This window comes from Spiroplasma endosymbiont of Crioceris asparagi (assembly GCF_964020035.1).
Classification (GTDB): domain Bacteria; phylum Bacillota_I; class Bacilli_A; order Mycoplasmatales; family Mycoplasmataceae; genus TIUS-1.
This window is the reverse complement of sequence record NZ_OZ026475.1, coordinates 548,143-571,549: the sequence shown is the minus strand read 5'-3', so window position 1 is coordinate 571,549 and position 23,407 is coordinate 548,143. Positions and strand designations below refer to the sequence as shown.

General features: G+C 28.1%; 14 protein-coding genes. All 14 read left to right on the top strand.

Annotation, left to right across the window (positions count from 1 at the left end):
• Positions 1 to 3 precede the first annotated feature (3 nt).
• The 14 genes from AACL01_RS02685 (at position 4) to thrS (ending at position 23,394) form a co-directional block, all read left to right on the top strand.
• Positions 4 to 804, top strand: coding sequence for a hypothetical protein (locus tag AACL01_RS02685; protein WP_339022559.1), 801 nt, complete (start codon positions 4 to 6; stop codon positions 802 to 804).
• A gap of 42 nt (positions 805 to 846) precedes the next feature.
• On the top strand, positions 847 to 2,667 hold the full coding sequence (gene typA, locus AACL01_RS02680; protein WP_339022558.1) for a translational GTPase TypA: 1,821 nt from the start codon (positions 847 to 849) through the stop codon (positions 2,665 to 2,667).
• 510 nt (positions 2,668 to 3,177) lie between these two features.
• Positions 3,178 to 6,195, top strand: a complete 3,018-nt coding sequence (locus AACL01_RS02675) for a hypothetical protein (RefSeq protein ID WP_339022557.1) — start codon at positions 3,178 to 3,180, stop codon at positions 6,193 to 6,195.
• Between the two features lie 215 nt (positions 6,196 to 6,410).
• Positions 6,411 to 6,821: a hypothetical protein gene (locus AACL01_RS02670; protein ID WP_339022556.1), complete on the top strand. Its 411-nt coding sequence runs from the start codon at positions 6,411 to 6,413 to the stop codon at positions 6,819 to 6,821.
• A gap of 119 nt (positions 6,822 to 6,940) precedes the next feature.
• Positions 6,941 to 11,824 carry a hypothetical protein gene (locus AACL01_RS02665; RefSeq protein WP_339022555.1) on the top strand — a complete coding sequence of 1,628 codons (4,884 nt, stop codon included), beginning with the start codon at positions 6,941 to 6,943 and terminating at the stop codon, positions 11,822 to 11,824.
• An 86-nt stretch (positions 11,825 to 11,910) separates the two neighbouring features.
• Positions 11,911 to 12,762: a hypothetical protein gene (locus tag AACL01_RS02660; RefSeq protein WP_339022554.1), complete on the top strand. Its 852-nt coding sequence runs from the start codon at positions 11,911 to 11,913 to the stop codon at positions 12,760 to 12,762.
• Between the two features lie 101 nt (positions 12,763 to 12,863).
• Positions 12,864 to 14,219 (top strand): phosphopyruvate hydratase, encoded by a 1,356-nt coding sequence (gene eno / locus AACL01_RS02655; protein ID WP_339022553.1) that lies wholly within the window; start codon positions 12,864 to 12,866, stop codon positions 14,217 to 14,219.
• 74 nt (positions 14,220 to 14,293) lie between these two features.
• A complete protein-coding gene (locus AACL01_RS02650) occupies positions 14,294 to 16,207 on the top strand; it encodes a M13 family metallopeptidase (protein WP_339022551.1) in 1,914 nt (637 codons plus the stop codon).
• 22 nt (positions 16,208 to 16,229) lie between these two features.
• Complete coding sequence (gene ruvX / locus AACL01_RS02645; RefSeq protein WP_339022549.1) at positions 16,230 to 16,658, top strand: Holliday junction resolvase RuvX; 429 nt, start codon at positions 16,230 to 16,232, stop codon at positions 16,656 to 16,658.
• Position 16,659: 1 nt separating this feature from the next.
• Entirely contained in the window at positions 16,660 to 17,250 is a 591-nt protein-coding gene (hpt, locus tag AACL01_RS02640; RefSeq protein ID WP_339022548.1) for a hypoxanthine phosphoribosyltransferase, read from the top strand.
• A 36-nt stretch (positions 17,251 to 17,286) separates the two neighbouring features.
• Positions 17,287 to 18,255 carry a 6-phosphofructokinase gene (gene pfkA, locus AACL01_RS02635; RefSeq protein ID WP_339022547.1) on the top strand — a complete coding sequence of 323 codons (969 nt, stop codon included), beginning with the start codon at positions 17,287 to 17,289 and terminating at the stop codon, positions 18,253 to 18,255.
• A gap of 1 nt (position 18,256) precedes the next feature.
• Positions 18,257 to 19,723 carry a pyruvate kinase gene (gene pyk / locus AACL01_RS02630; protein ID WP_339022545.1) on the top strand — a complete coding sequence of 489 codons (1,467 nt, stop codon included), beginning with the start codon at positions 18,257 to 18,259 and terminating at the stop codon, positions 19,721 to 19,723.
• 92 nt (positions 19,724 to 19,815) lie between these two features.
• Complete coding sequence (gene pyk / locus AACL01_RS02625; protein ID WP_339022543.1) at positions 19,816 to 21,249, top strand: pyruvate kinase; 1,434 nt, start codon at positions 19,816 to 19,818, stop codon at positions 21,247 to 21,249.
• A 213-nt stretch (positions 21,250 to 21,462) separates the two neighbouring features.
• Positions 21,463 to 23,394 carry a threonine--tRNA ligase gene (gene thrS / locus AACL01_RS02620; protein WP_339022541.1) on the top strand — a complete coding sequence of 644 codons (1,932 nt, stop codon included), beginning with the start codon at positions 21,463 to 21,465 and terminating at the stop codon, positions 23,392 to 23,394.
• The last annotated feature ends 13 nt before the right edge of the window (positions 23,395 to 23,407 follow it).

Here is a 23,407-nt window from a genome sequence, read left to right as displayed (position 1 = left end):
AAAATGATAGAACCAAAATTAACTGATTGAGAATGTTATGAAGTTTTTGCGAACACAATAATGGAACAAGAAATTTTTTGATCAACATATACTAGTAAAGATAAACAAGGATCATTTGTTCAAATTGTTCATCCAATTTGAAACAAGACAAAAGATTTTAGAGTAGTGTGATTTACTTTAGAAAACACATTTGATTATTTTGAAAAGGCAGCTTCTAAAACAGTACTAGATTCTGATTACGAAACATATGTTAAATTTATTTATATATCAAAAATGTTTTCAGATATCCGATCATTATTTATTAAAAGGAATGAAGATGTTGTACCAACAGGAACATATCATTTCGATTATATTTTTAGAGAATTTTTTCAAGAAAAATTTAGAAATTTTGTAGAATCACTTTCTTCAATAACAGTTAGTTTAGAAAATATTAAAGAATTAAGAGAAGTTGTCGACTCTTTAAAAGAAAATGGTAATGAATTGACTGATTTTGAATATAACGAATCAATGTATGATTTATATTTTTGAATTGACAATACACTAGAAGAAGCCATTTATAAAATTTATCAAAAACAATCATTAGAAAAATCAAAACTATTAATTGACATCATTTATGGTTCATGAATAACTTTTAAATTTGCATTAATGTTTCGTGAAAAAATTATTGAAGTTTATGAAAAAGAATTAAATACTGAGATTCTTAGTTCTAAAGTTATTTTAGACGGTGAACACGAAAAATGAGAAGATGAAGGAATTATATTAGAAGAAGTTGAAGAAATTTTTAAAAAAAGTAAAAAGAATTAACATTTAAATAGTATTATTAATAAATACAAACAAGGAATAAATATGAACAAAAAAATAATAAATATAGCAGTGATTGCTCACGTTGATGCCGGTAAATCAACACTGGTTGACGCATTTTTAAAACAATCTGGAGTTTTTCGAGATAACCAAGTTGTTATAGACCAAGTTATGGATTCTAACGATCAAGAAAGAGAACGTGGAATTACAATCTATTCTAAAAACTGTGCTATTGAATATAATGGTTACAAAATTAATATTGTTGATACTCCAGGACATGCTGACTTTTCATCAGAAGTTGAACGTATTATGAAAACAGTGGACACTGTTATTTTATTGGTAGATTCATCAGAAGGACCAATGCCTCAAACAAGATTTGTTTTATCTAAAGCATTGGCTTTAGGTTTAAAACCAATTTTATTAATTAATAAAATTGATAAACCAGATCAAAGAGCATTAGAAGTTGTTGATGAAGTGCTTGAATTATTTATGGAACTTGAAGCTAATGATGAACAATTAGAATTTCCAACACTATATGGTATTGCCAGAAATGGAATTGTGCAATATTCAATGGAAGAAGAATCAAAAAATTTAGTTCCTTTATTTGAAACAATTGTTAAACAAGTGGGACATTATCCATTTGAAAAACAAAATGAAGATACTGCTTTACAAGTTTCTTCTCTAGCCTATGATGCTTTTATTGGAAGACTAGGAATTGGAAGATTATTTCAAGGTACTTTAAAAGAAAACCAATCAGTTTCAATTGCAAAAAATGATGGATCAACTTCTCGCGGTAAAATTAACAAAATTTTTGTATATCAAGGAATGAACAGAGTTGCTGTTAAAGAAGCACACGCTGGAGAAATTGTTGTTATCTCCGGAATTGAAAATTTAACAATCGGAGATGTTGTTTGTGAAAGTGACAAGTTAGTTAAAATGGCACCAATTGTTGTTGAAGAGCCAACAATGAGTATGAACTTTTTAGTTAACACTTCACCATTTGCTGGCCGAATCGGAAAATTACTAACTACAAGAAACATTAAAGAAAGATTGGAAAAAGAATTAGAAGTTAATGTTGGTCTTAAAGTTGAAGCACTTTCTTCATCATCAGCTGATGGATTTAAAGTTCTAGGAAGAGGAGAACTTCACCTTTCTGTTTTAATTGAACAAATGCGAAGAGAAGGATTTGAAATGGGAATTTCAAGACCTGAAGTTATTTTCCATAAAGATGGCAAAGAAAAATTAGAACCAGTTGAAAAAGTAATTATTGATGCACCTTCAGAATATCAAGGAACAATTATCAATAACCTTAACTTAAGAAAAGGGGTTATGATTGATATGGACTCTGATGGTGTTAGAGACAAAATTGTTTTTGAAGTACCAACTAGAGGATTAATTGGATTTAAATCTGACTTTATTAATGAAACTCACGGTGAAGGGGTAATGGTAAAATCTTTTAAAGGTTATGAACCATACAAAGGGCAAATTCCTAATAGACCTAACGGAGTACTAGTTTCAATGGCAAATGGAGTTACACTACCATATGCATTAAATAACTTAGAAGAACGTGGAACACTATTTGTGGGACCTCAAGTTGAAGTTTACGAAGGAATGATTGTTGGATTACACTCAAGAAATAATGATTTAAATGTTAATCCTACAACTGGTAAAAAACTAACTAATACAAGAGCATCAGGAAGTGATGATTCAGTTAAATTAACTCCACCAAGAGTTTTCACATTAGAAGAAGCTTTGGAATTTATTGAATGAGATGAGTTGGTAGAGGTCACTCCTAAAGACATTAGAATCAGAAAAAAATGATTAAAAGAAAATGATCGAAAACAACATAGAAATGATATGAAATAGTTTTATTTCATATTTTTTATTTTTAAATATATAATATGAATGAAATGTTTATGTAAATAAAATTTTAATATTCAAAAAATAGCAGTATAATTAACTTAATTAAAATTCTATTTTTCAAATATTCTCAATATAAAATTTATTAACTAAAAAATAATAAAAAAATTATGTTATTAATATGGGTAAAATAAAAATATTATTTTTGTTTAACATGTTCAATCTTTTGGAGTTAACTTCCATTACTTGTATTTTAAGTATTTTCGCAATAGTAAATTAAATAAATAAGAAACTGTAGAGTTAATGCTAAAAGTTATTTCTAATATTAATTTAAATATATTAATTAAATAATTGGCAAAAAACAAAATTGTCTTTAACTAATTATTAAATATCTAAAAACAAAATAATAAAATTTTAATTTTTATTAATTCAAAAGTTTGTATATTTAGGTTTTTGTAAAGCTTTAAATAATTTGCAAATAAAATAACAATTTATTTAACAATAAAAGGGGGTTTTATGAAAAAATTATTAACCTTATTAAGTTTATTGGGATTTGTTGGAATAACATCTGCTGTAACGGCAAATATTGTTTCTTGTGGAAATGAAAAATCAAAAGTCAGTAAAAATAAAGATGTAACAGAAGATGTAAATAATTTTGTTAAGAATGCCAAAGCTTTAAATTCAACAACAAAAGATAGCGATGAAAAGTTAAAAAAAATTTTAAATTTTCAATCTCAATTTATTTTAAAGCCAGCAAATTTATCAATAAAACAAGTTAAAATGTTGCCAAAAGATGCATGAATCGAAATAAAATTAAAAGATGGTTACATGGTAAGACCAGGAACACAATTAGACTTTATCGCTTTGGATGTTTTAAAAAATATCAAAAAATCTTTAATTAAAAAAGATTTAGATGAAGTTGCTAACCCTAAAACAAATTTTAAAAATAAAGATTTTGCAATAAAAGCAATAGAAAGTAAAAGTGGTAATGGATGAAAAGTGCAAAAAAATTCAGTAGAAATATCACCAGATCTAAAATCATATCGCGCAACCATTAATGCAACAAATTGGTTTACTATTGATGGAGAATTAAAAGTTATAATTTCTGGATCTATTAAAATTGATGCAACAACTCACATCAACATTTCCCAAATTCAAAAAGATGTTAATGAAAAAGTGAAGGGCAAAACCTATAATTCGGTTGCTTCAGTAAAATCTTCAATTGAAATTGTTGATAGTGATAAATTAATTATCGTTGTAAACGAAGTTAAAGAAGATGGTGTTTATAGTGGAACTGTTACTGCAGAACCAGGATATACAATTGATGGTGGTAACTCAATCTCTGGAAAAGTTCACCTTGATACCTCTATCCATATCACCATTTCAGATATTCAAAAAGATATTGATAAAAAGACAAAAGACAAAACATATACTTCAGTTGCAAAAGTTAAATCCGCAATTGAAAGTGTTGATGATAATAAAGTAAAAATTGTTGTAAGTAAAATTGAAGCCGACGGTAGTTATACCGGAACAGTTTCTGCCAAATTGGGATACACACTTGATGGCGGTAATTCAATTTCTGGAAAAGTCTACCTTGACACCACAACTCACATCAGCATTTCAGATATTCAAAAAGATATTGATAAAAAAACAAAAGACAAAACCTATACTTCAGTTAATGATATTAAATCTGCAATTCAAAGTGTCGACAATGACAAAGTAACAATTGTTGTAAATGAAGTTAAAGCTGATGGTAGTTATACCGGAGCAGTTTCTGCCAAATCAGGCTACACACTTGATGGTGGTAGTTCAATCTCTGGAAAAGTTCACCTTGACACTACCACTCACATCAACATTTCAGATATTCAAAAAGATATTGATAAAAAAGTTGATGGTGTAACCTACACTTCAGTTGATGGAGTTAAATCTGCAATTCAAAGTGTCGACAATGACAAAGTAACAATTGTTGTAAATGAAGTTAAAGCTGATGGTAGTTATACCGGAACTGTCACCGCCAAATCAGGCTACACACTTGATGGTGGTAGTTTAATTTCTGGAAAAGTTCACCTTGACACCACCACTCACATCAACATTTCCCAAATTCAAAAAGATATTGATAAAAAAGTTGATGGTGTAACCTACACTTCAGTTGATGGAGTTAAATCTGCAATTCAAAGTGTCGACAATGACAAAGTAACAATTGTTGTAAATGAAGTTAAAGCTGATGGTATTTATACCGGAACTGTCACCGCCAAATCAGGCTACACACTTGATGGTGGTAGTTCAATCTCTGGAAAAGTTCACCTTGACACCACCACTCACATCAACATTTCCCAAATTCAAAAAGATGTTGATAAAAAAGTTGATGGTGTAACCTATACTTCAGTTAATGATATTAAATCTGCAATTCAAAGTGTCGACAATGACAAAGTAACAATTGTTGTAAATGAAGTTAAAGCTGATGGTAGTTATACCGGAGCAGTTTCTGCCAAATCAGGCTACACACTTGATGGTGGTAGTTCAATCTCTGGAAAAGTTCACCTTGACACTACCACTCACATCAACATTTCAGATATTCAAAAAGATATTGATAAAAAAGTTGATGGTGTAACCTACACTTCAGTTGATGGAGTTAAATCTGCAATTCAAAGTGTCGACAATGACAAAGTAACAATTGTTGTAAATGAAGTTAAAGCTGATGGTAGTTATACCGGAACTGTCACCGCCAAATCAGGCTACACACTTGATGGTGGTAGTTCAATCTCTGGAAAAGTTCACCTTGACACCACCACTCACATCAACATTTCCCAAATTCAAAAAGATGTTGATAAAAAAGTTGATGGTGTAACCTATACTTCAGTTGATGGAGTTAAATCTGCAATTCAAAGTGTCGACAATAACAAAGTAGCAATTGTTGTAAATGAAGTTAAAGCTGATGGTAGTTATACCGGAACAGTTTCTGCTAAATCAGGATATACACTTGAAGGGGGTAACTCAATTTCTGGAAAAGTTCACCTTGACACCACCACCCATATTAATATTTCAGATATTCAAAAAGATGTCGATAAAGAAGTAGATGGTAAAACTTATACTTCAGTTGATGGAGTTAAATCTGCAATTCAAAGTGTTGACGATAATAAAGTAACAATTGTTGTAAACGAAGTTAAAGCTGATGGTAGTTATAAAGCAACTGTCACTGCTAAATCAGGCTACACACTTGAAGGGGGTAACTCAATTTCTGGAAAAGTTCACCTTGACACCACCACCCATATTGATGGTAATGAAGTAAGGGAAAAAGTTCAAAAAATAGCTAATAGATTTAAAAATATGGGAAACTGAAATGATAAAAATATGAGAACAGGAATTATTGTTGGTTTTTCAATGGCTATTGCCTCAGTTCAGGAAGAATATGAAAAAAGCATAGATATTGTAATGCATATTAATGAAAGTAAAGCAACTTGAACTTTAGATTTTAAAGCAAAAGAAGGGTATACACTAGATAATTTAACAACTATGGCCGGAAGTTTTATATAAAATCTAAAGTAGAAAAAATTAAATTTTTAAATATGAAATTAAATTTTTCATATTTTTTTTAATTTTCAATATATAATATCTATGAAATGTTTACAAAAAATAAATTTTAGTATCTAAAACTGTAAAACAGTAAGTTTTTATTAAATTTTTTATTTTATAAACATTTAAATATATTAATAAAATATAAATCATATAATTAATATTTAGGAGAAAATATGAAAAAAATTTTAAGTTTGTTTGGTGCAATCGGACTTATTGGAATTGCTACTAGCAGTTCTAGTTTTCTTGTATCTTGTGGGCATGGTAAATCTAGTTCAGATAAACATAAGAATGATATTGTTGTAATTGATGAAAGAGCACTTAATGAGTTTATTGATGAAGCAAAAAAATTTTTTTTAGCTCCCGAAAATAAAATTCAAAAAATGAGTTCATCTTCTGAACTGAAAGAAAAACTAACTAAAATGCTTAGTTCTGATCTTTCAAAGGAATTAACTATATCATCAATTCAAAAAGAAGACACTAAAAAAAATCCCAAAGGAGTTATCGTTACTTTGACTGTAAATCAAGGTTATAAAGTTGAACATACTAATTTACTAAAATTTACAATAAGTAACATATTTAAATAAAAATCAAACACATAAGAGTGTTTTTTTGGTTTATAAAGTAAGTAAACATCTTTGATAAACCTATTGCATTTAGCACTAAAAAAGAGTAATATAATATAAACAAATTAGGAGTATTTTGTATGAAAAAATTATTAACATTATTAAGTTTAATTGGATTTATTGGGGTTGTAACAGCCACAACAGTTGGTATGACAGCTTTTACAAAAAAAGGTTCAAACGAAAAAGATATAACAAATGAAGTTAATCAGTTTATTGAAAATGTTAAAAAAGATAACAATTTAATTATTTATCCTAACAGACCAAATGAAGCAATTCAAGATATAATATCAAAAGATGGAGTTGGTAATCTTCTTTCAAAAGAAGCAGATTTATCAATTAAACCAATTGAAATTATGCCAGATGCATGAATTAAATTAAATTTAAAATCTGGTTATACAGTAAAACCGGGAACACAACTTGAATTTATTGTGCAAAATAAAGTTAAAAAAGAAGATATAAATATTGCAAGAACAACAATTAAAAATAAAGTTGATGAAGTTGCAAAACAACTATTTTCATCACACGATGATGCGTTGAATAAAATAAAAGGTATTCATGGTAAGGGATATAAAATTACTAGTGCCAATATTGATGATAATTCAAAAAAATATAGTGTAACAGCAACAGCTGATAATGGATTCACAATTGATGGATCTCCAACATACGATTTTGGTGATTCAATAAATATTGATACTAGAGAAAATATTACTCAAGGTGTAAAAGACACTATAAAAGAAATTAACAAAATTAATAATGTTTCACCAGATAATTTACAATCAACTGTTGAGTCTAAAATAGCACCAAGTCTAAAAGATGAAGATAACCAAAATAAAATTACCGTTACAGCAAAACAAAATGCTACAACTAACACTACTGCAGATATTACAATTACTTATGATGAAAAAATATATAAAGTTGATCCTAGTGTTTCACTTACTTTCTCAGTTGAAAATGCAATTGATGCAACAGAACACATCAAAATTGAAAAAATTCAAAAAGATGTTGATAAAGTAGTAAAAGATCAAACATATAAATCAAACGAATTAGCTAAACAAGCAATTCAAAACGTTGACAATGACAAAGTAACAATTGTTGTTAAAAATATTGATGACAAAGGATACTATACTGCAACTGCAACTGCAAAATCAGGATATACACTTGATGGTCATGATCTACACGGTAAAGTTTTAATTGACAATAGAGAAAATATTACTTCAGGTGTAAATGAAACTATAACAGCAATTAAAACAATTCAACAAATTCGATTAGAAAATTTACAATCAACTGTTGAAACAAAAATAGCAGCAAGTCTAAAAGATATAGATAACCAAAATAAAATTACCGTTACAGCAAAACAAAATGCTACAACTAACACTACTGCAGATATTACAATTACTTATGATGACAAAAAATATATAATTAACAAAGACACAGCAAAAGCACTTAATTTCTCAGTAGTAAACGCAATTGACACAAGAACAAGAATTCAATTAACAGATATTCAAAAAGAAGTTTACAATAAAACAAAAAATACATTTAATAGTGAAGCAGAAGCTAGAACAACTATTGAAGCCGTTGATTCTGCAAGAGTTACAATTAGTAATGTAACATTTGACAAAGGCGGAAATTATACTGCTAAAGTAGAAGCAAAACCAAATTTTGTTATTGATGGTGGTGATAAACTACAAGGTAAAGTAAATATTGACACTAGAACAGATATTACTAAAGACGTTCAAGATACTATAGCAGCAATTAACACAATTAATGGTGTTACAAAAGACCAATTACAAAAAACAGTTGATGAAAAAATAAGTAAAGTTGTTAAAGGTGAAATTACTGTTACAGCAACTCAAGATTCAAAAATTAACACTACTGCAGATATTGAAATTACTTTTGATGTCAAAAAATATAAAGTTGATGAATCTAAAGTTCAACTTACTTTCTCAGTAGCAAACGCAATTGATACAAGAACAATTGTTCACATTGCAGATGTTCAAGCAAAAGTTGATTCAGCAGTTAAAAATCAAACATTTGATTCTCAAGAAAAAGCTAGTGCAGCAATCATTGGTGCAGATACTCAAGAAGTTACAATTAGTAATGTAACATTTGACAATGACGGAAATTATACTGCAACTGCAACTGCAAAAGATCATTATAATCTTGTTGATGGTCCTGACTTACATGGTAAAGTAAATATTGACACTAGAGAAGATATTACTCAAGGTGTAAAAGACACTATTGCTTCAATTCAACAAATTCAACAAATTCAATTAAAAGATTTACAAAAAACAGCTGAATCTAAAATAGTAACAAGTCTTAAAAAAGATGGAAAAAATATAATTACTGTTAATGCAACTCAAAATAAATCAACTGATACTACTGCAGATATTACAATTAGTTTTGATAAAACTAAATATAAAGTTGATGAATCTAAAGTTCAACTTACTTTCTCAGTAGCAAACGCAATTGATACAAGAACAATTGTTCACATTGCAGATGTTCAAGCAAAAGTTGATTCAGCAGTTAAAGATCAAAAATTTGATTCTAAAGATGCTGCAATAGCAGCAATCGTTGGGGCAGATACTACAGAAGTTACAATTAGTGATGTAATATTTGATAAAGATGGAAAATCATTTACTGCAACTGCAACTGCAAAAGATCATTATAATCTTATTGATGGTAATCAAGTGCATGGTACAGTAAATATTGACACTAGAGAAGATATTACTCAAGGTGTAAAAGACACTATTGTTTCAATTCAAAAAATTCAAAAAATTAAATCAGTAGATTTACAATCAACTGTTGAATCTAAAATAGTAACAAGTCTTAAAAAAGATGGAAAAAATATAATTACTGTTACAGCAACTCAAAATGCTGAAACTAAAACTACTGCAGATATTACAATTAGTTTTGATGACAAAAAATATAAAGTAAGTAAAGATACAACACTTACTTTCTCAGTAGCAAACGCAATTGATGATTCAAATCATATTAGTATTAATAAAGTTAAAAAAGACATTGATGCAGCTCTTGCTGGAAAAACATTCTATTCATCTGATGAAGTTAAAAAAGTTATTGAGGGAGTAGATACTACAGAAGTTAAAATTACTGTAGCTGTTAAAGAAGATGGATCATATTCTGGAACAGCAAAGGCAAATGATGGTTATACACTTGATGATGGTAATCAATTAAGTGGTCGTGTAAATATTACACAAGCTATAACTGTTGATTTTGAACAAATAAAAAAATTTATTGATGAATGAATAGCAAAGAATAATAATAAATTTAATTCTGGCGCAGCCGCTCAAAGTGCTATTATGAAAGATTTTTCCAACAATGTTGCTGCAACATTTGATTTAAAAATTGATAATGATGGTAATATAACCGGAGCAGCAACTGCAAAACCAGGATATATAATTACTCATAATCAATCAATAACAGGAAAAGTAATATTAAACAAAAAACCTTCTGTTAAAACTGCAAATGTACAAAAAGACATTAACGATGCAGTTAATGGAAAAACATTTAAAACATCAGCTGAAGCTACAACTGCAATTCAAGCGGTTGATAATGATAAAGCAATAATTACTGTAACTGTTAATGATGATGGAACATACACCGGAACAGTAACTGCAAAACCTGAATTTATACTTGAGGGTAATGGTCAGTTAAGCGGAAAAGTAACAATTGATCCAAAAACTCACATTTCAACTGTAGATGTACAAGCAGATATTAATAAAGCAATTAATGGAAAAACATTTAAAACATCAGCTGAAGCTACAACTACAATTCAAGCGGTTGATAGTAATGAAGTAAAAATTACTGTAAAAGTTAATGAAAATGGAACATACACCGGAAAAGCCGTTGCTATAGGTAACTATGCACTTGATGGTGATGGTGTATTAAAAGGAAAAGTAACAATTGATCCAAATACACATATTTCAACCGTAGAAGTACAAGCAGATATTAATAAAGCAATTAATGGAAAAACATTTGACAATCCAGCAGATGCTAAAAAAGCAATTGAAGCTGTTGACAAAGATAAAGTAAAAATTACTGTAACTGTTAATAAAGATGGAACATACACCGGAACAGCCGTTGCTCAAAAAGGATTCACACTTGATGGCACTGGTCAACTAAGTGGTAATGTAACAATTGATGATAGGAAATTAATTCATACTAAAGATATTCAATCAGACATTGATAAAGCACTTGCAGACAGAGGATTTAAAACAGAAGATGATGCGGAAAAAGCAATTGAAGCTGTTGATAATGATGTAGTAACTATTACTGTAACTATTACTGTTAATGATGATGTTGCAACATATACAGGAAAAGCTGTTGCCAAACCTGGATATAAATTAGATGATGATGGATCATTAAAAGGAAAAACAACTGTCGATGGTCGTGTTCACTATAACATTAAAGACATTCAAAAAATAATTGACGAAGAAACTGCAGGAAAAACATATGGTTCAATTAAAGAAGCTAAAAAAGCAATCCATGATTCTTTAATTAAAGCTGGCATTGGTGAGTCAACAATAGAAATTGAAGATTTAAAAATTGATAGTGACGGAAATTATGTTGGTTATGCAGATCCACGATGGGGAAATATTGTTGATGGTGGTGAAATACAATCTAAAGAAGCAATATACAATAAAAAAGTTAGTGGAAAAGTAAATTTCAAAATTAATAATATTAACTCAGACGAAGTTAAAAAATTCGCAACTGAATTGATAGATCAAAAATGATCAAATTTACCACTAGTAGAAAAATGAAGCTATAATGATCAAGATAAAATGGATTATTTAGGAGAAACATTTGAATATATTATAAAACAATATAAAGATTCACTTAAAATAAGTTATTCAATTGAAGGAGACACGTGAACTCTTCAATTGAGTGCTAATAAAGGATACACAATTGTTGGAGAAAAAACTATTTCTGGAACATTAAGTGAGTAAAAAATTAACACTTTATAAAAAAGCAGACTTCTGCTTTTTTTTATTATTAAATTTGTAATATAATGATTATTAAAGTTGGAGTTTTTATGAAAAAGTATTTGAAAGAAAAAGAAAACATTGTTAAAAAATATTTTAAACACATTAAATGATTATATTTTATTCATTGTTTAGATATTATTTTATTTATTTTAATTTTGGGATTATTTATTAGTTTAACTGCATTTTCGCATAAAGAAAAATGAGTATCTTATACAATTGTTACACTAGGAGTTTATTTTTTAATTAAATTTACATTATCAAATTGGTTATCAAGATCACTTTATTATTACAAAATACAAGTATTTAATTTAGTTGTTAATTTTAAAGATGCAGAAATTAATTTAAAAAGAAATGTCGATATTACATCATTTTGATTTATCGCTATGTCAATTTTAATTAATATGTTAACTGCATTTATGATGCAATGATCAACAAAAGATTTAATTGATAATAAAATATGAGAGTCTGTTGTTTTTGTATTATTAAATTTAATGTTATTACCATCATTTTTAAATTCTTTCCAAGAATTAATAAGTGTAGAAAAAGGTGTTGATTCACGTTTTATTAATTTATTAAAAAATCAATATTTTTTACATAAAAATATTTTTAATAATGCCATCTTTGACGAAAATAATATTAACCTAGTTTTCGAAGAAATTAACCTTAAATCTAAAGAAGGTATATTTATTGTAAAGCCTAAAAATTTTGAAAAAATTAATTATGAAATTTTTAATAAAATGAATGAAAAAATTTTAAATAATTATAAAGAGTTATGAGATTTTTATTGAAATGTTTTAGATTTAAAACAAAAAACTAAAGTCAAATATTGACACAAAATAAAACTTAAAAGAATTGAAAAAATTTTAGATGCAATATTTATTGATTTTTTTGAATTATAAAATAGTCATTTAAAAAACAAATAAGATTTTTATTTCTTATTTTATAAAAGCAAAGCAAATGTAGTAAAATAAGTATGTATTGTAAATATAAGGAGAACAAAATGTCAAAAATTATTAGTATTATTGCAAGTGAAGTACTAGATTCACGTGGATTCCCAACTGTTCAAGTTGATGTGGAAACTGAATTTGGTGGATTTGGTTCAGCCAAAGTTCCTTCAGGAGCATCAACAGGTTCAAGAGAAGCTCTTGAATTAAGAGATGGAGACAAAGCAAGATTTAACGGTAAAGGTGTTTTAAAAGCCGTTGATAATGTTAACAAAAAAATTGCACCAAAAATTATTGGAATGGAAGTTACTAAACAAATTTTAATTGATCAAGCAATGATTCAATTAGACGGAACTGAATTCAAAAAAAACTTAGGAGCAAATGCTATTTTAGGAGTTTCTTTAGCTGTTGCTAAAGCTGCTGCTTCTGAATTAGAAATACCTTTATATAGATATATTGGTGGAGTTGATGCAAGAAGATTGCCTGTGCCAATGTTAAATGTTATTAATGGTGGAGAACATGCTGAATCAGCTGTTGACTTCCAAGAATTTATGATTATGCCAATTGGAGCTCCAACTTTTAGAGAAGCTTTAAGATGAGCATCAGAAACTTTCCAAGCATTAAAAAAATTATTGCATGATAAAAAAGATATTACAGCTGTTGGAGACGAAGGTGGATTCGCACCTAACTTTGCATGAGCATATAAAGAAGAAACTTTAGAAGCATTTAAAGCAAAATCACCAGTTGAAATTTCATTAGACTTATTAGTTGAAGCAATTAAAAATGCAGGATACAAAACAGGACCAGAAGGAATTATGATTGCTATGGACTGTGCTAACTCAGAATTATACATTAATGGTAAATACCACTTTAAAAAACTAGAAAAAATTACTGGTCAAGAGTGAGCATTAACAACTGATGAAATGATTGATTTCTTAGAAAAATTAGTTGACACTTACCCAATTATTTCAATTGAAGATGGATTAGCAGAATCTGACTGAGAAGGATTCCAAAAACAAGTTCAAAGAATGGGTAAAAAAGTACAAATTGTTGGAGATGACTTATTTGTTACAAACCCAAAAATTACTGCAGAAGGAATTGAAAAAAATGCTGCTAACTCAGTATTAATTAAATTAAACCAAATTGGTACTTTAACAGAAACAATTGAAACTATTCAAATGGCTCAAAAAGCTAATTGAACTACTGTTACTTCACACCGTTCTGGTGAAACTGAAGATGCAACAATTGCTGATTTAGCAGTTGCGTTAAACACAGGACAAATCAAAACTGGTTCAATGTCAAGATCTGATAGAATAGCAAAATACAATAGATTATTAGAAATTGAAAGAGAATTAGGGGATGCTGCCATCTATGATGGAATTAAATCATTCTACAATATCAACAAAAAATAATTTAAATAATTAAATCTACCTAAATGGTAGATTTTTTTTATCACAAATATATAATTGGTTTAAAGGAAAAACATATGAAAAATAAACCATTATTACAAGATGATTTTTATGAAGCTTTAAATTGAGAATGATTAAAAGAAACAAAAATTCCTACGGGTTATTCTTCATGAGGTGCTTTCGAAGAGTTGCACAAACAATCAGTTGACAATGTTGGGTTAATAATTGATGAGTTAATTACCAATAAACATAAATATCTTAGTGGGAGTGATGAATTAAAAATTGTTAATTTATATAACAATTTTATTGATTTTAAAAGCAGAAATAAAGTTGGGTTAAAACCAATTGAACCAATTTTAAACCACATTAAAGAGTTTAAAGATATTAAAGATTTAACAAATTTATTAATTTATTTATCAGAAAATTTTGAGTCAGGATTGTTTTCAATAAGTGTTGAACAAGATTTAAAAGATTCACAAACTAATATTTTATATATTGGTTCAGTGTCACTGGGGATGGGAACGCGCGATTACTATACAAAAGATGATGATCATACAAAACAAGTCCAAAATGCCTACAAAAACTACTTAAAAGCACTTTTATTACTAAATGATAAAACAATTTCTAACCCGGAAGTGATTGTTGATAGAATTTATGAGTTTGAAACTAAATTAGCATTAGCAACTTTAACTCCAGTAGAGAAACGTGATCCATTAAAACTTTACAATATTTTTACTATTGATGATTTTAAAAAACACACACCAATTATTGAATGAGCTCGTTTTTTTAAAGCAAGAGAATTAGATTGTGCGAGAAAATTTGTAGTTGAAGAACCCGACTTTATGACTGCTTTAAATAAAACAATTCAAGAAGTAGATATTGAAACATTTAAATATTATTTAATAACAAGAATTATTGGATCAAATTCTAATTCTTTAACTGAAGAGTTGTGAAAAATTGGATTTGAATATTCTAAATCATTTAGTGGTGTTAAAGAACCCAAACCATTAAGAGAACGCGCCATTGCAAAAGTTGAAGCATATCTTGGTGAATTAATTGGTAAAGAATATGTGAAGAAGCATTTTTCTAAAGAAGCCAAAGATGATGTTATTAAAATGATAAAACAAATGTTTGAAGTTTATAAAAAAAGAATTGCTAACCTAGAATGAATGGGTGAGACTACTAAAAAAGCGGCAATTAAAAAATTAGAGACTTTTAATTTAAAAATTGGGTTTCCTAATAAATGAGAAGATTTCTCTGATGTTGAAATTAAGACATTTGCGGAAAACTCAAACTTATATGAAAATGCACTTTCAGTTGCAAAACATGAAAGAAAAATTGCTTTAAAAGAATTGCAAACAGGAAAAGTAGATCCTGATAAATGATATATGAATCCCCAAGAAGTAAATGCATATTACAATCCAACCGAAAATGTAATTGTGTTCCCAGCAGCAATTTTACAAGAACCATTTTATGACATTAAAAATTCTAAAGGTAAAAATCATGGAGGAATTGGAGTTGTTATTGGTCATGAAATAGTTCATGGGTTTGATGATGAGGGATCAAAATTTGATGAAAATGGTAATTTAAATAATTGATGAACTGCTCAAGATCGAGAATTGTTTGATAAATTAACTAAAAGATTAGCTGATAGATATTCTGAATTTTCAATTGAGGGTGTGAATTTAAATGGCGAACTAACTCTTGGTGAAAACATTGCTGACCTTGGTGGGGTTGTGGCAAACTTAGAAATTATTAAAAAACATTATCCTGATGAAATAAAAGAGTTTTTTGAAGCATATGGAAGAATTTGAAAAACTAAATGTACTCCAGAATATGCTAAATATTTAGTAAACATTGATCCACATTCTCCTGGTAAATATCGTGTTAATGGAATACTAGAAAACATTGATGAATTTTTTGAGGTTTATAACATTCAAGAAAATCATAAAATGTACAAATCACCACAGAATAGAATTAAAATTTGATAATAAATAATATATAATTAAACAAATGAATAAAGTTAGATATGTTGGATTAGATTTAGGTTCTAAAACGGTGGGAATTGCTACATCGCAAGGAATAATTGTGTCTCCATACAAAACTATTAATTTTAACGAAAATGATTTTGAAGATTGTATTAACAAATTAACACCAGAATTAAAAGACTTAACACCAGAAAAAATAATTGTTGGATATCCAAAAAACATGGATGGGACATTAGGACATCGAGTAGAAATGGTTGAACACATTATTTATTTATTGACGGAAAAAAAGATTTGTAACTTAGAAGACATTATTAAAATTGATGAACGTTTAACAACTAGAATGGCAAAATCAATTATGATAAGTGCAAATATTTCAAGACAAAAACAAAAACAAAAAAAAGATACACTAGCTGCACAATTAATCTTAGAGACTTACTTGGCAAATAAAGGATAATATGGAAAAACACGAATTAATTAAAGAAGTTCTTTATTCAAAAGAAGATCTTGAAAATCGAATTGTTGAATTAGCAGAAGAACTTAATGAATACTATTTAGATATTATTAAAAAAGATCCAGATGCCATAATTGTAGTGGTAGGTATTTTAAAAGGTTCAGTTCCATTTATGGCTGAATTAATTAAGCATTTTAAATTTGATTTTATTGCGGACTTTATGTTGGTTTCTTCTTACATGGGAAAAACAAAATCAACAACTATTCCTAAATTAATATTAGATTTAAATACTCAACTTGTTGGTAAATATGCATTGATAGTGGAAGATATTTTAGAATCAGGGACAACTATTCAGTTTGTTAAAACCCACATGCAACAAGGGGAACCCAAAGAAGTTAAAACAGCAGTTCTAATGAGAAGAGTTCAAAATGAACCACGTTATAAAAATATTGACGCTGAATTTGTTGGATTTGAAGTTGCTGAAGATCAATTTTTAGTGGGATATGGTTTTGATATTGAAGAACGTTTAAGAAACTTACCATACATTGGTTCTTTAGATAAAGCTAAGTGAAAAAAATGGAAATGAAATAAATAAAAGATTATAATATACATAATGAAATAAGGGGTAAAAATGATTAAAAATATTGCAGTTCTGACAAGTGGAGGAGATGCTCCAGGAATGAATGCAGCAATTGCTGCAGTCGTTAAAACAGCACTTTCCAATGGAATAAAACCATTTGTTGTTAAAGATGGATATAGAGGTTTAGTTAATAATGATTTAGAAGAAGTTGACTTAAAGTTTGCACAAAACATTTTAAGTAAAGGTGGAACAGTTATTGGTTCTGCAAGACTTCCAGAATTTAAAGAAGAAAAAGTTAGAGAAAAAGCAATTGCTAATTTAAAAAAACGTAAAATCGAAGCATTAGTTGTTATTGGTGGAGATGGAAGTTATCAAGGGGCTGAAAAACTTACAAAAATGGGAATTAATTGTATTGGTATTCCGGGAACTATTGATAATGATATTGTTTCATCAGATTTAACAATTGGCTTTGATACAGCACTAAACACTGTGGTTAGATCAATTGATCAAATTAGAGATACTATTGAATCACACAATAGATGTATGGTTGTGGAAATAATGGGTAATGGTTGTGGAGACTTAACTCTTTATGGAGCAACAGCAACTGGAGCTGAAATATTTTCGACTAAAGAATCATTTTTATCAGAAGATGAAATTGTTGCTGAAACAAAACGACTAAAAAGTATTAATCACCGAAGTGTGGTTGTGGCTGTTGCAGAACAACTATTTGATTCACATGCTTTAGCAAAAAGAATTCAAGCAGAGTCTGGATATGAAACAAGAGCAACAATTCTTGGTCATATTCAACGTGGTGGAACGCCTACAGCAATGGAAAGATATTGAGCAACACACTTTGGAATCTTCGCAGTTAATGAACTTTTAAAAGGTAATGGTGGTCTTTACATTGGATTATCAGAAAATAAAATTGTTGCACGTGACATTGAATCAACATTAAACGCTGCAAGGAAAAATAAATCAGAAGAATATAACGCAATCAGAAAAATTAATAGGGGAAACTAACATGAGAAAAAGTAAAAATTTTGAATTTTATGAGCCGGAATTCTTAGAACAAAAAATTAAAAGAACAAAAGTTATTACAACAATTGGTCCTTCAACTAATTCAAAAGAAAAAATTAAAGAATTATATGAAGCAGGAATGAATGTTGTGAGATTAAATTTTTCTCATGGTAATCATGAAGATCACGGAAAAGTTATTGAAGCATGTCGTGAAATTCAAAAAGAACTTAAAAAACCAATTTCAATCATGTTGGATACAAAAGGTCCAGAAATTAGGGTTGGAAAAAATCAAAATGGTGTTTGCAAAGTAAATAAAGGTGACACTATCACTATTATTTCTGATGAAAAACAATTTGACAGTAAAATTTGTGGAGACAAAGAATTTAGTGTTTCATATGATATGTCAATTGATTTAAAAGTTGGTGATACAGTTTTAGTTGATGATGGTAAACTAACTTTAAATGTTATAAAAGTTGAACCTAAAAAAATTACAACAACAGCATTTAATACACACAACATTAAAGATAACAAAAGAATTAACTTACCAGGTGTTGAATTTACATTACCATTTTTAGCAGAAAAAGATAAAAATGATATTAAATTTGGAGCCTTAAAAAATGTAGATTATATCGCTGCATCATTTGTAAACAATGCAAAAAATGTGGAAGAAATAAGAACTATTTTAAAAGAAAATAATGCAGAACATATTCAAATAATTTCAAAAATTGAATCAAAAATTGGATTAATTAATATTGATGAAATTATTGAACACGGTGATGGTGTAATGATTGCTCGTGGAGACTTGGGATTAGAAGTTCCTTATTATGAAGTTCCTTACTGAGAGAAAAAAATTATTAGAAAATGTCGTAAGGCTAACAAAATAGTTATTGTAGCTACACAAATGTTAGAATCAATGACTGATAACCCTCAACCAACAAGAGCAGAAGTAACTGATGTTTACCACGCAACTGAGTTAGGGGCAGATGCAACAATGTTATCTGGAGAATCTGCTGCAGGGACATTCCCAATTTTAGCAACTGAAGTTATGAGCACAATTAATAAACGTGCTGAATTAGCGTTCTATGGAAAAATTTATTATGATCTAGCTTTAGCAAAAGCTAAAGATACATCAGGTGATTCATCAAGAGCGAAAATTGCATATGATCTTGCAATAAAATCACGTGAAGGTGAATATGAATATGCAATTGTTGCTTCAAGAACTGGGTCATTATTAAAAATGATTTCTAAATTTAGACCAAATGTTACTATCTTAGGTATTTGTGAATCAAAAGAAAATTACACAAAATTTGGAGTATGACATTCAATCTTTATGAATAGAGTTGAATCTCTTGAACAAACAATTGAATCAAAAGAAGAATTATCAAAAATTGCTAAAGTTTGAGGATTAAAACCAGGAACAAAAGTGTTAGTTGCTCGTAGTGATAAAACTTGAGAAATAATCATTAAATAATTAAAAGAGTGAAAACTCTTTTTTTATTTGATTAATTTAAATCATTATGATTTGGTATAATAGTTTTATTATTGTAATACAAGGAGATAAATATGAAAATACATGATTTTACAGGTAAAGTAAAAAGAACTAAGTTAATCACAACACTTGGTCCTTCTACACACTCAAAAGAAAATATTAAAGAACTATTTGATAATGGAATGACTACAGTTAGATTAAATTTCTCACATGCTGATTTTGAAGAACACGGTGCTAGAATTAAATGAGTTAAAGATTTAAGAAAAGAAATTAACAAACCAATTTCAATTTTATTAGACACAAAAGGTCCAGAAATTAGAGTTGGTAAATTTGCTAATGGAAAACAAGAAATTAAACAAAATGCAATAGTAACAATTTATACAAACCCTGATGATTTTTCTACAAAAGAATGTAAAGAAAATGAAATTCAAATGTCATATGACATGTCAAAAGATATTAAAAAAGGTGATCTTGTTTTAATTGATGATGGTAAATTAACAATGCATGTTACTGAAGTTAAAAAACAAGTTGTTATTTGTAAAGCATTTAACAGCCACGTGGTAAAAAACAACAAAAGAGTTAACTTACCAGGTATTGAATTTTCACTACCATTCTTAGCAGAAAAAGATATTAATGATATTAAATTCGGAATTGAAAATGGTATTGATTATATTGCTGCATCATTTGTAAACTCTGCAAAAGATGTAAATCAAATTAGAACAATCTTAAAAGAAAAAAACGCTGAACACATTCAAATTATTTCAAAAATTGAATCACAAGTAGGAATTGATAATATTGATTCAATTATCGATGCATCAGATGGAATCATGATTGCTCGTGGAGATCTAGGATTAGAAATTCCATACTTTGAAGTACCTTACTGAGAAAAACAAATTATTAGAAAATGTCGTGAACAAGGAAAAATAGTTATTGTTGCTACACAAATGTTAGAATCAATGACTGACAATCCTCAACCAACAAGAGCAGAAGTGACAGATGTTTATTATGCAACTGAATTAGGATCTGATTCAACAATGTTATCTGGAGAATCAGCAAATGGAGATTTCCCATTTATTACTGTTAAAACTATGGCAACAATTTGTCAAAGAGCAGAAGTAGAATTTTATAACAAACTATACTATGCAAAACAACTTGAAGATGCAAAAGCTACTTCAAAAGGTCCAAGAGCGGTTATTGCTGAAAAATTAGCAAACATGGCAATTGATGGAAAATATGAATATGCAGTTGTTGCTTCAAAAACTGGACAACTATTAAAAACAATTTCTAAATTTAGACCAAACGTAACTATCTTAGGTGTTACTTCTGATGAAAAATTAGAAAATGCTTTTGGTGTATGACATTCAATCTTCATGAACCACACAAATGACTTTGATGGCTTCAAAAAAAATGATTCTCAAATTAAAGAAGTTGCTTTAAAATGAGGAGCTAAAAAAGGCGAAACAATTTTATTTGTACACAATGACAATATTAAAGAAATTAAATTATAAAAAATTTTTCCAAAAAACTTGATTTTTTTGGAAATTTTAATTTATAATAAGAATGTAGGAAACTACAAAGTATAAAAAAGAAAAAATAGATTAACATAGCAAGCAAAACTCCTAATATTTCATGTGTTTATATATTTTATGAATAATATCAAAACTTGGTGAAAACCAAGTTTTTTTTATTATGATAATATATATATAAAAAGTGAGAGCATTATGAAAATATTATTATTAGATGGAAAAAATTTAGAATTTAAAGCACCCATTTCAGTAATTGAAATAGCAAAAACAATTTCTACTAGTTTGGGAAAAGTTTGTTTGGGGGGAATTGTTAATGAAAAGATTGTGCCTGCAAATTTTCTAATTTCACAGGATGCAAAATTAGAAATAATTACTGATAAATCAGAATTAAAAAATGAAATTAAAAAATACTCAGCAAAAATTTTGATTCAATGCGCAATTAAAAATTTATATCAAAACTCGATAATTTCTTCGATGTATGAAACAAAAAAAGATGATATGGAAACTGGTGCATCTTTTTTATTAAAAGATAGAATTAAAATTGAAAATCTAAAAGATGTGCAAAAAGAAATTAATAAATTATTAAAATCAGGTACAAAAATTGAGTTTGTATCAAATGATTTAAATAAATATAAAAAAGAATTAAATGACTTTTATAACAATAAAGAGTATGTTGATTTTATTTTACAAGAAGCTAAAAACAATCTATTTTCAGTTGCAAAATATAATAACTATTACTTTGTAGCAACATATGCTTATCTAGAAAATCCAGTTAACTTAAAACAAATTGAATTAATAAATTTAACAGGTGAATATTGACTTGGTGATGCAAACAATGAAATGTTACAAAAAATTCATGCTCTTTGTGGGAGTGCTGAAGAAATTAAAAATATTAAAGCAGAAATTGAATTAAGAGAGCAATCTGATCATAGACTAATTGGTAAACAATTAGATATTTTTACTATCAATCCACTAATTGGTCAAGGGTTGCCAATTTGGTTACCAAATGGAACAATAATTAAAGAACAAATTAAAAATTATTTAAAAGCAAAAGAATTTGAATATGACTTTGTACAAGTTGATACACCAAATATTGGAACCTCAGAACTTTATAAAATTTCTGGACATTGAGATCATTACAAAGACGACATGTTTGCTCCAATGGATTTACCAAAAGAACAATGTGTTTTAAGACCGATGGCTTGCCCACACCACATTCAAGTATTTAAATATAAACCAAGAACATATAAAGAATTACCTTTAAGAATTGCAGAACATGCTTCATTATATCGTTATGAAGCATCGGGTGCATTAGTTGGTTTAGAACGTGTTAGATCAATGGAATTAACTGATTCACATATTTTTGCTAGACCAGATCAAATTAAACAAGAGTTTAAACATTGTTATAAATTAATAAAAGAAGTTTTAGATACTTTTAAAATTGATATTAGTTATTTATCTTTATCTTTAAGAGACCCAAAAGACAAAGAAAAATATTATCAAGATGAAGCAATGTGAAATGATGCTGAAAAACAATTAGAAGAAGTTTTAAATGAATTAGGAATTAATTACAAAAAAATGATTGGAGAAGCAGCTTTTTATGGACCCAAATTAGACATTCAAGCAAAAACTATGTTAGGTCACGAAATTACTGTTTCAACAATTCAACTAGATTTCTTATTACCTAAAAAATTTGATGTAAATTATATTGGTAAAAATCATAATCTTGAAAGAGCTGTTATGATTCATAGAGGATTAATAGGAACTTATGAAAGATTTATTTCAATCTTGCTAGAACAAACTAAAGGTGTACTTCCTTTATGACTTGCACCAGTTCAAGTCCAAATTATTCCGGTAAGTGAAGATTTTAATGAATATGCTGTAGCTATAAGAAATGAATTAAAAGTTCAAGGAATTAGAACATTTATTGATAATCGCGATGAAAGACTTAGTTATAAAATAAGAGAAGCACAAATTAAGAAAGTTCCTTATCAAGTGATATTGGGCGAAAAAGAATTGAAATCACAAAATGTAGCATATCGTTTGTATGGTGAAAAAAATACAAATGAATTATCTGTTAAAGAGTTTATTAAACAATTACAAGCAAATATTAATTTAAAAAAATAAAAAATAATTTTAT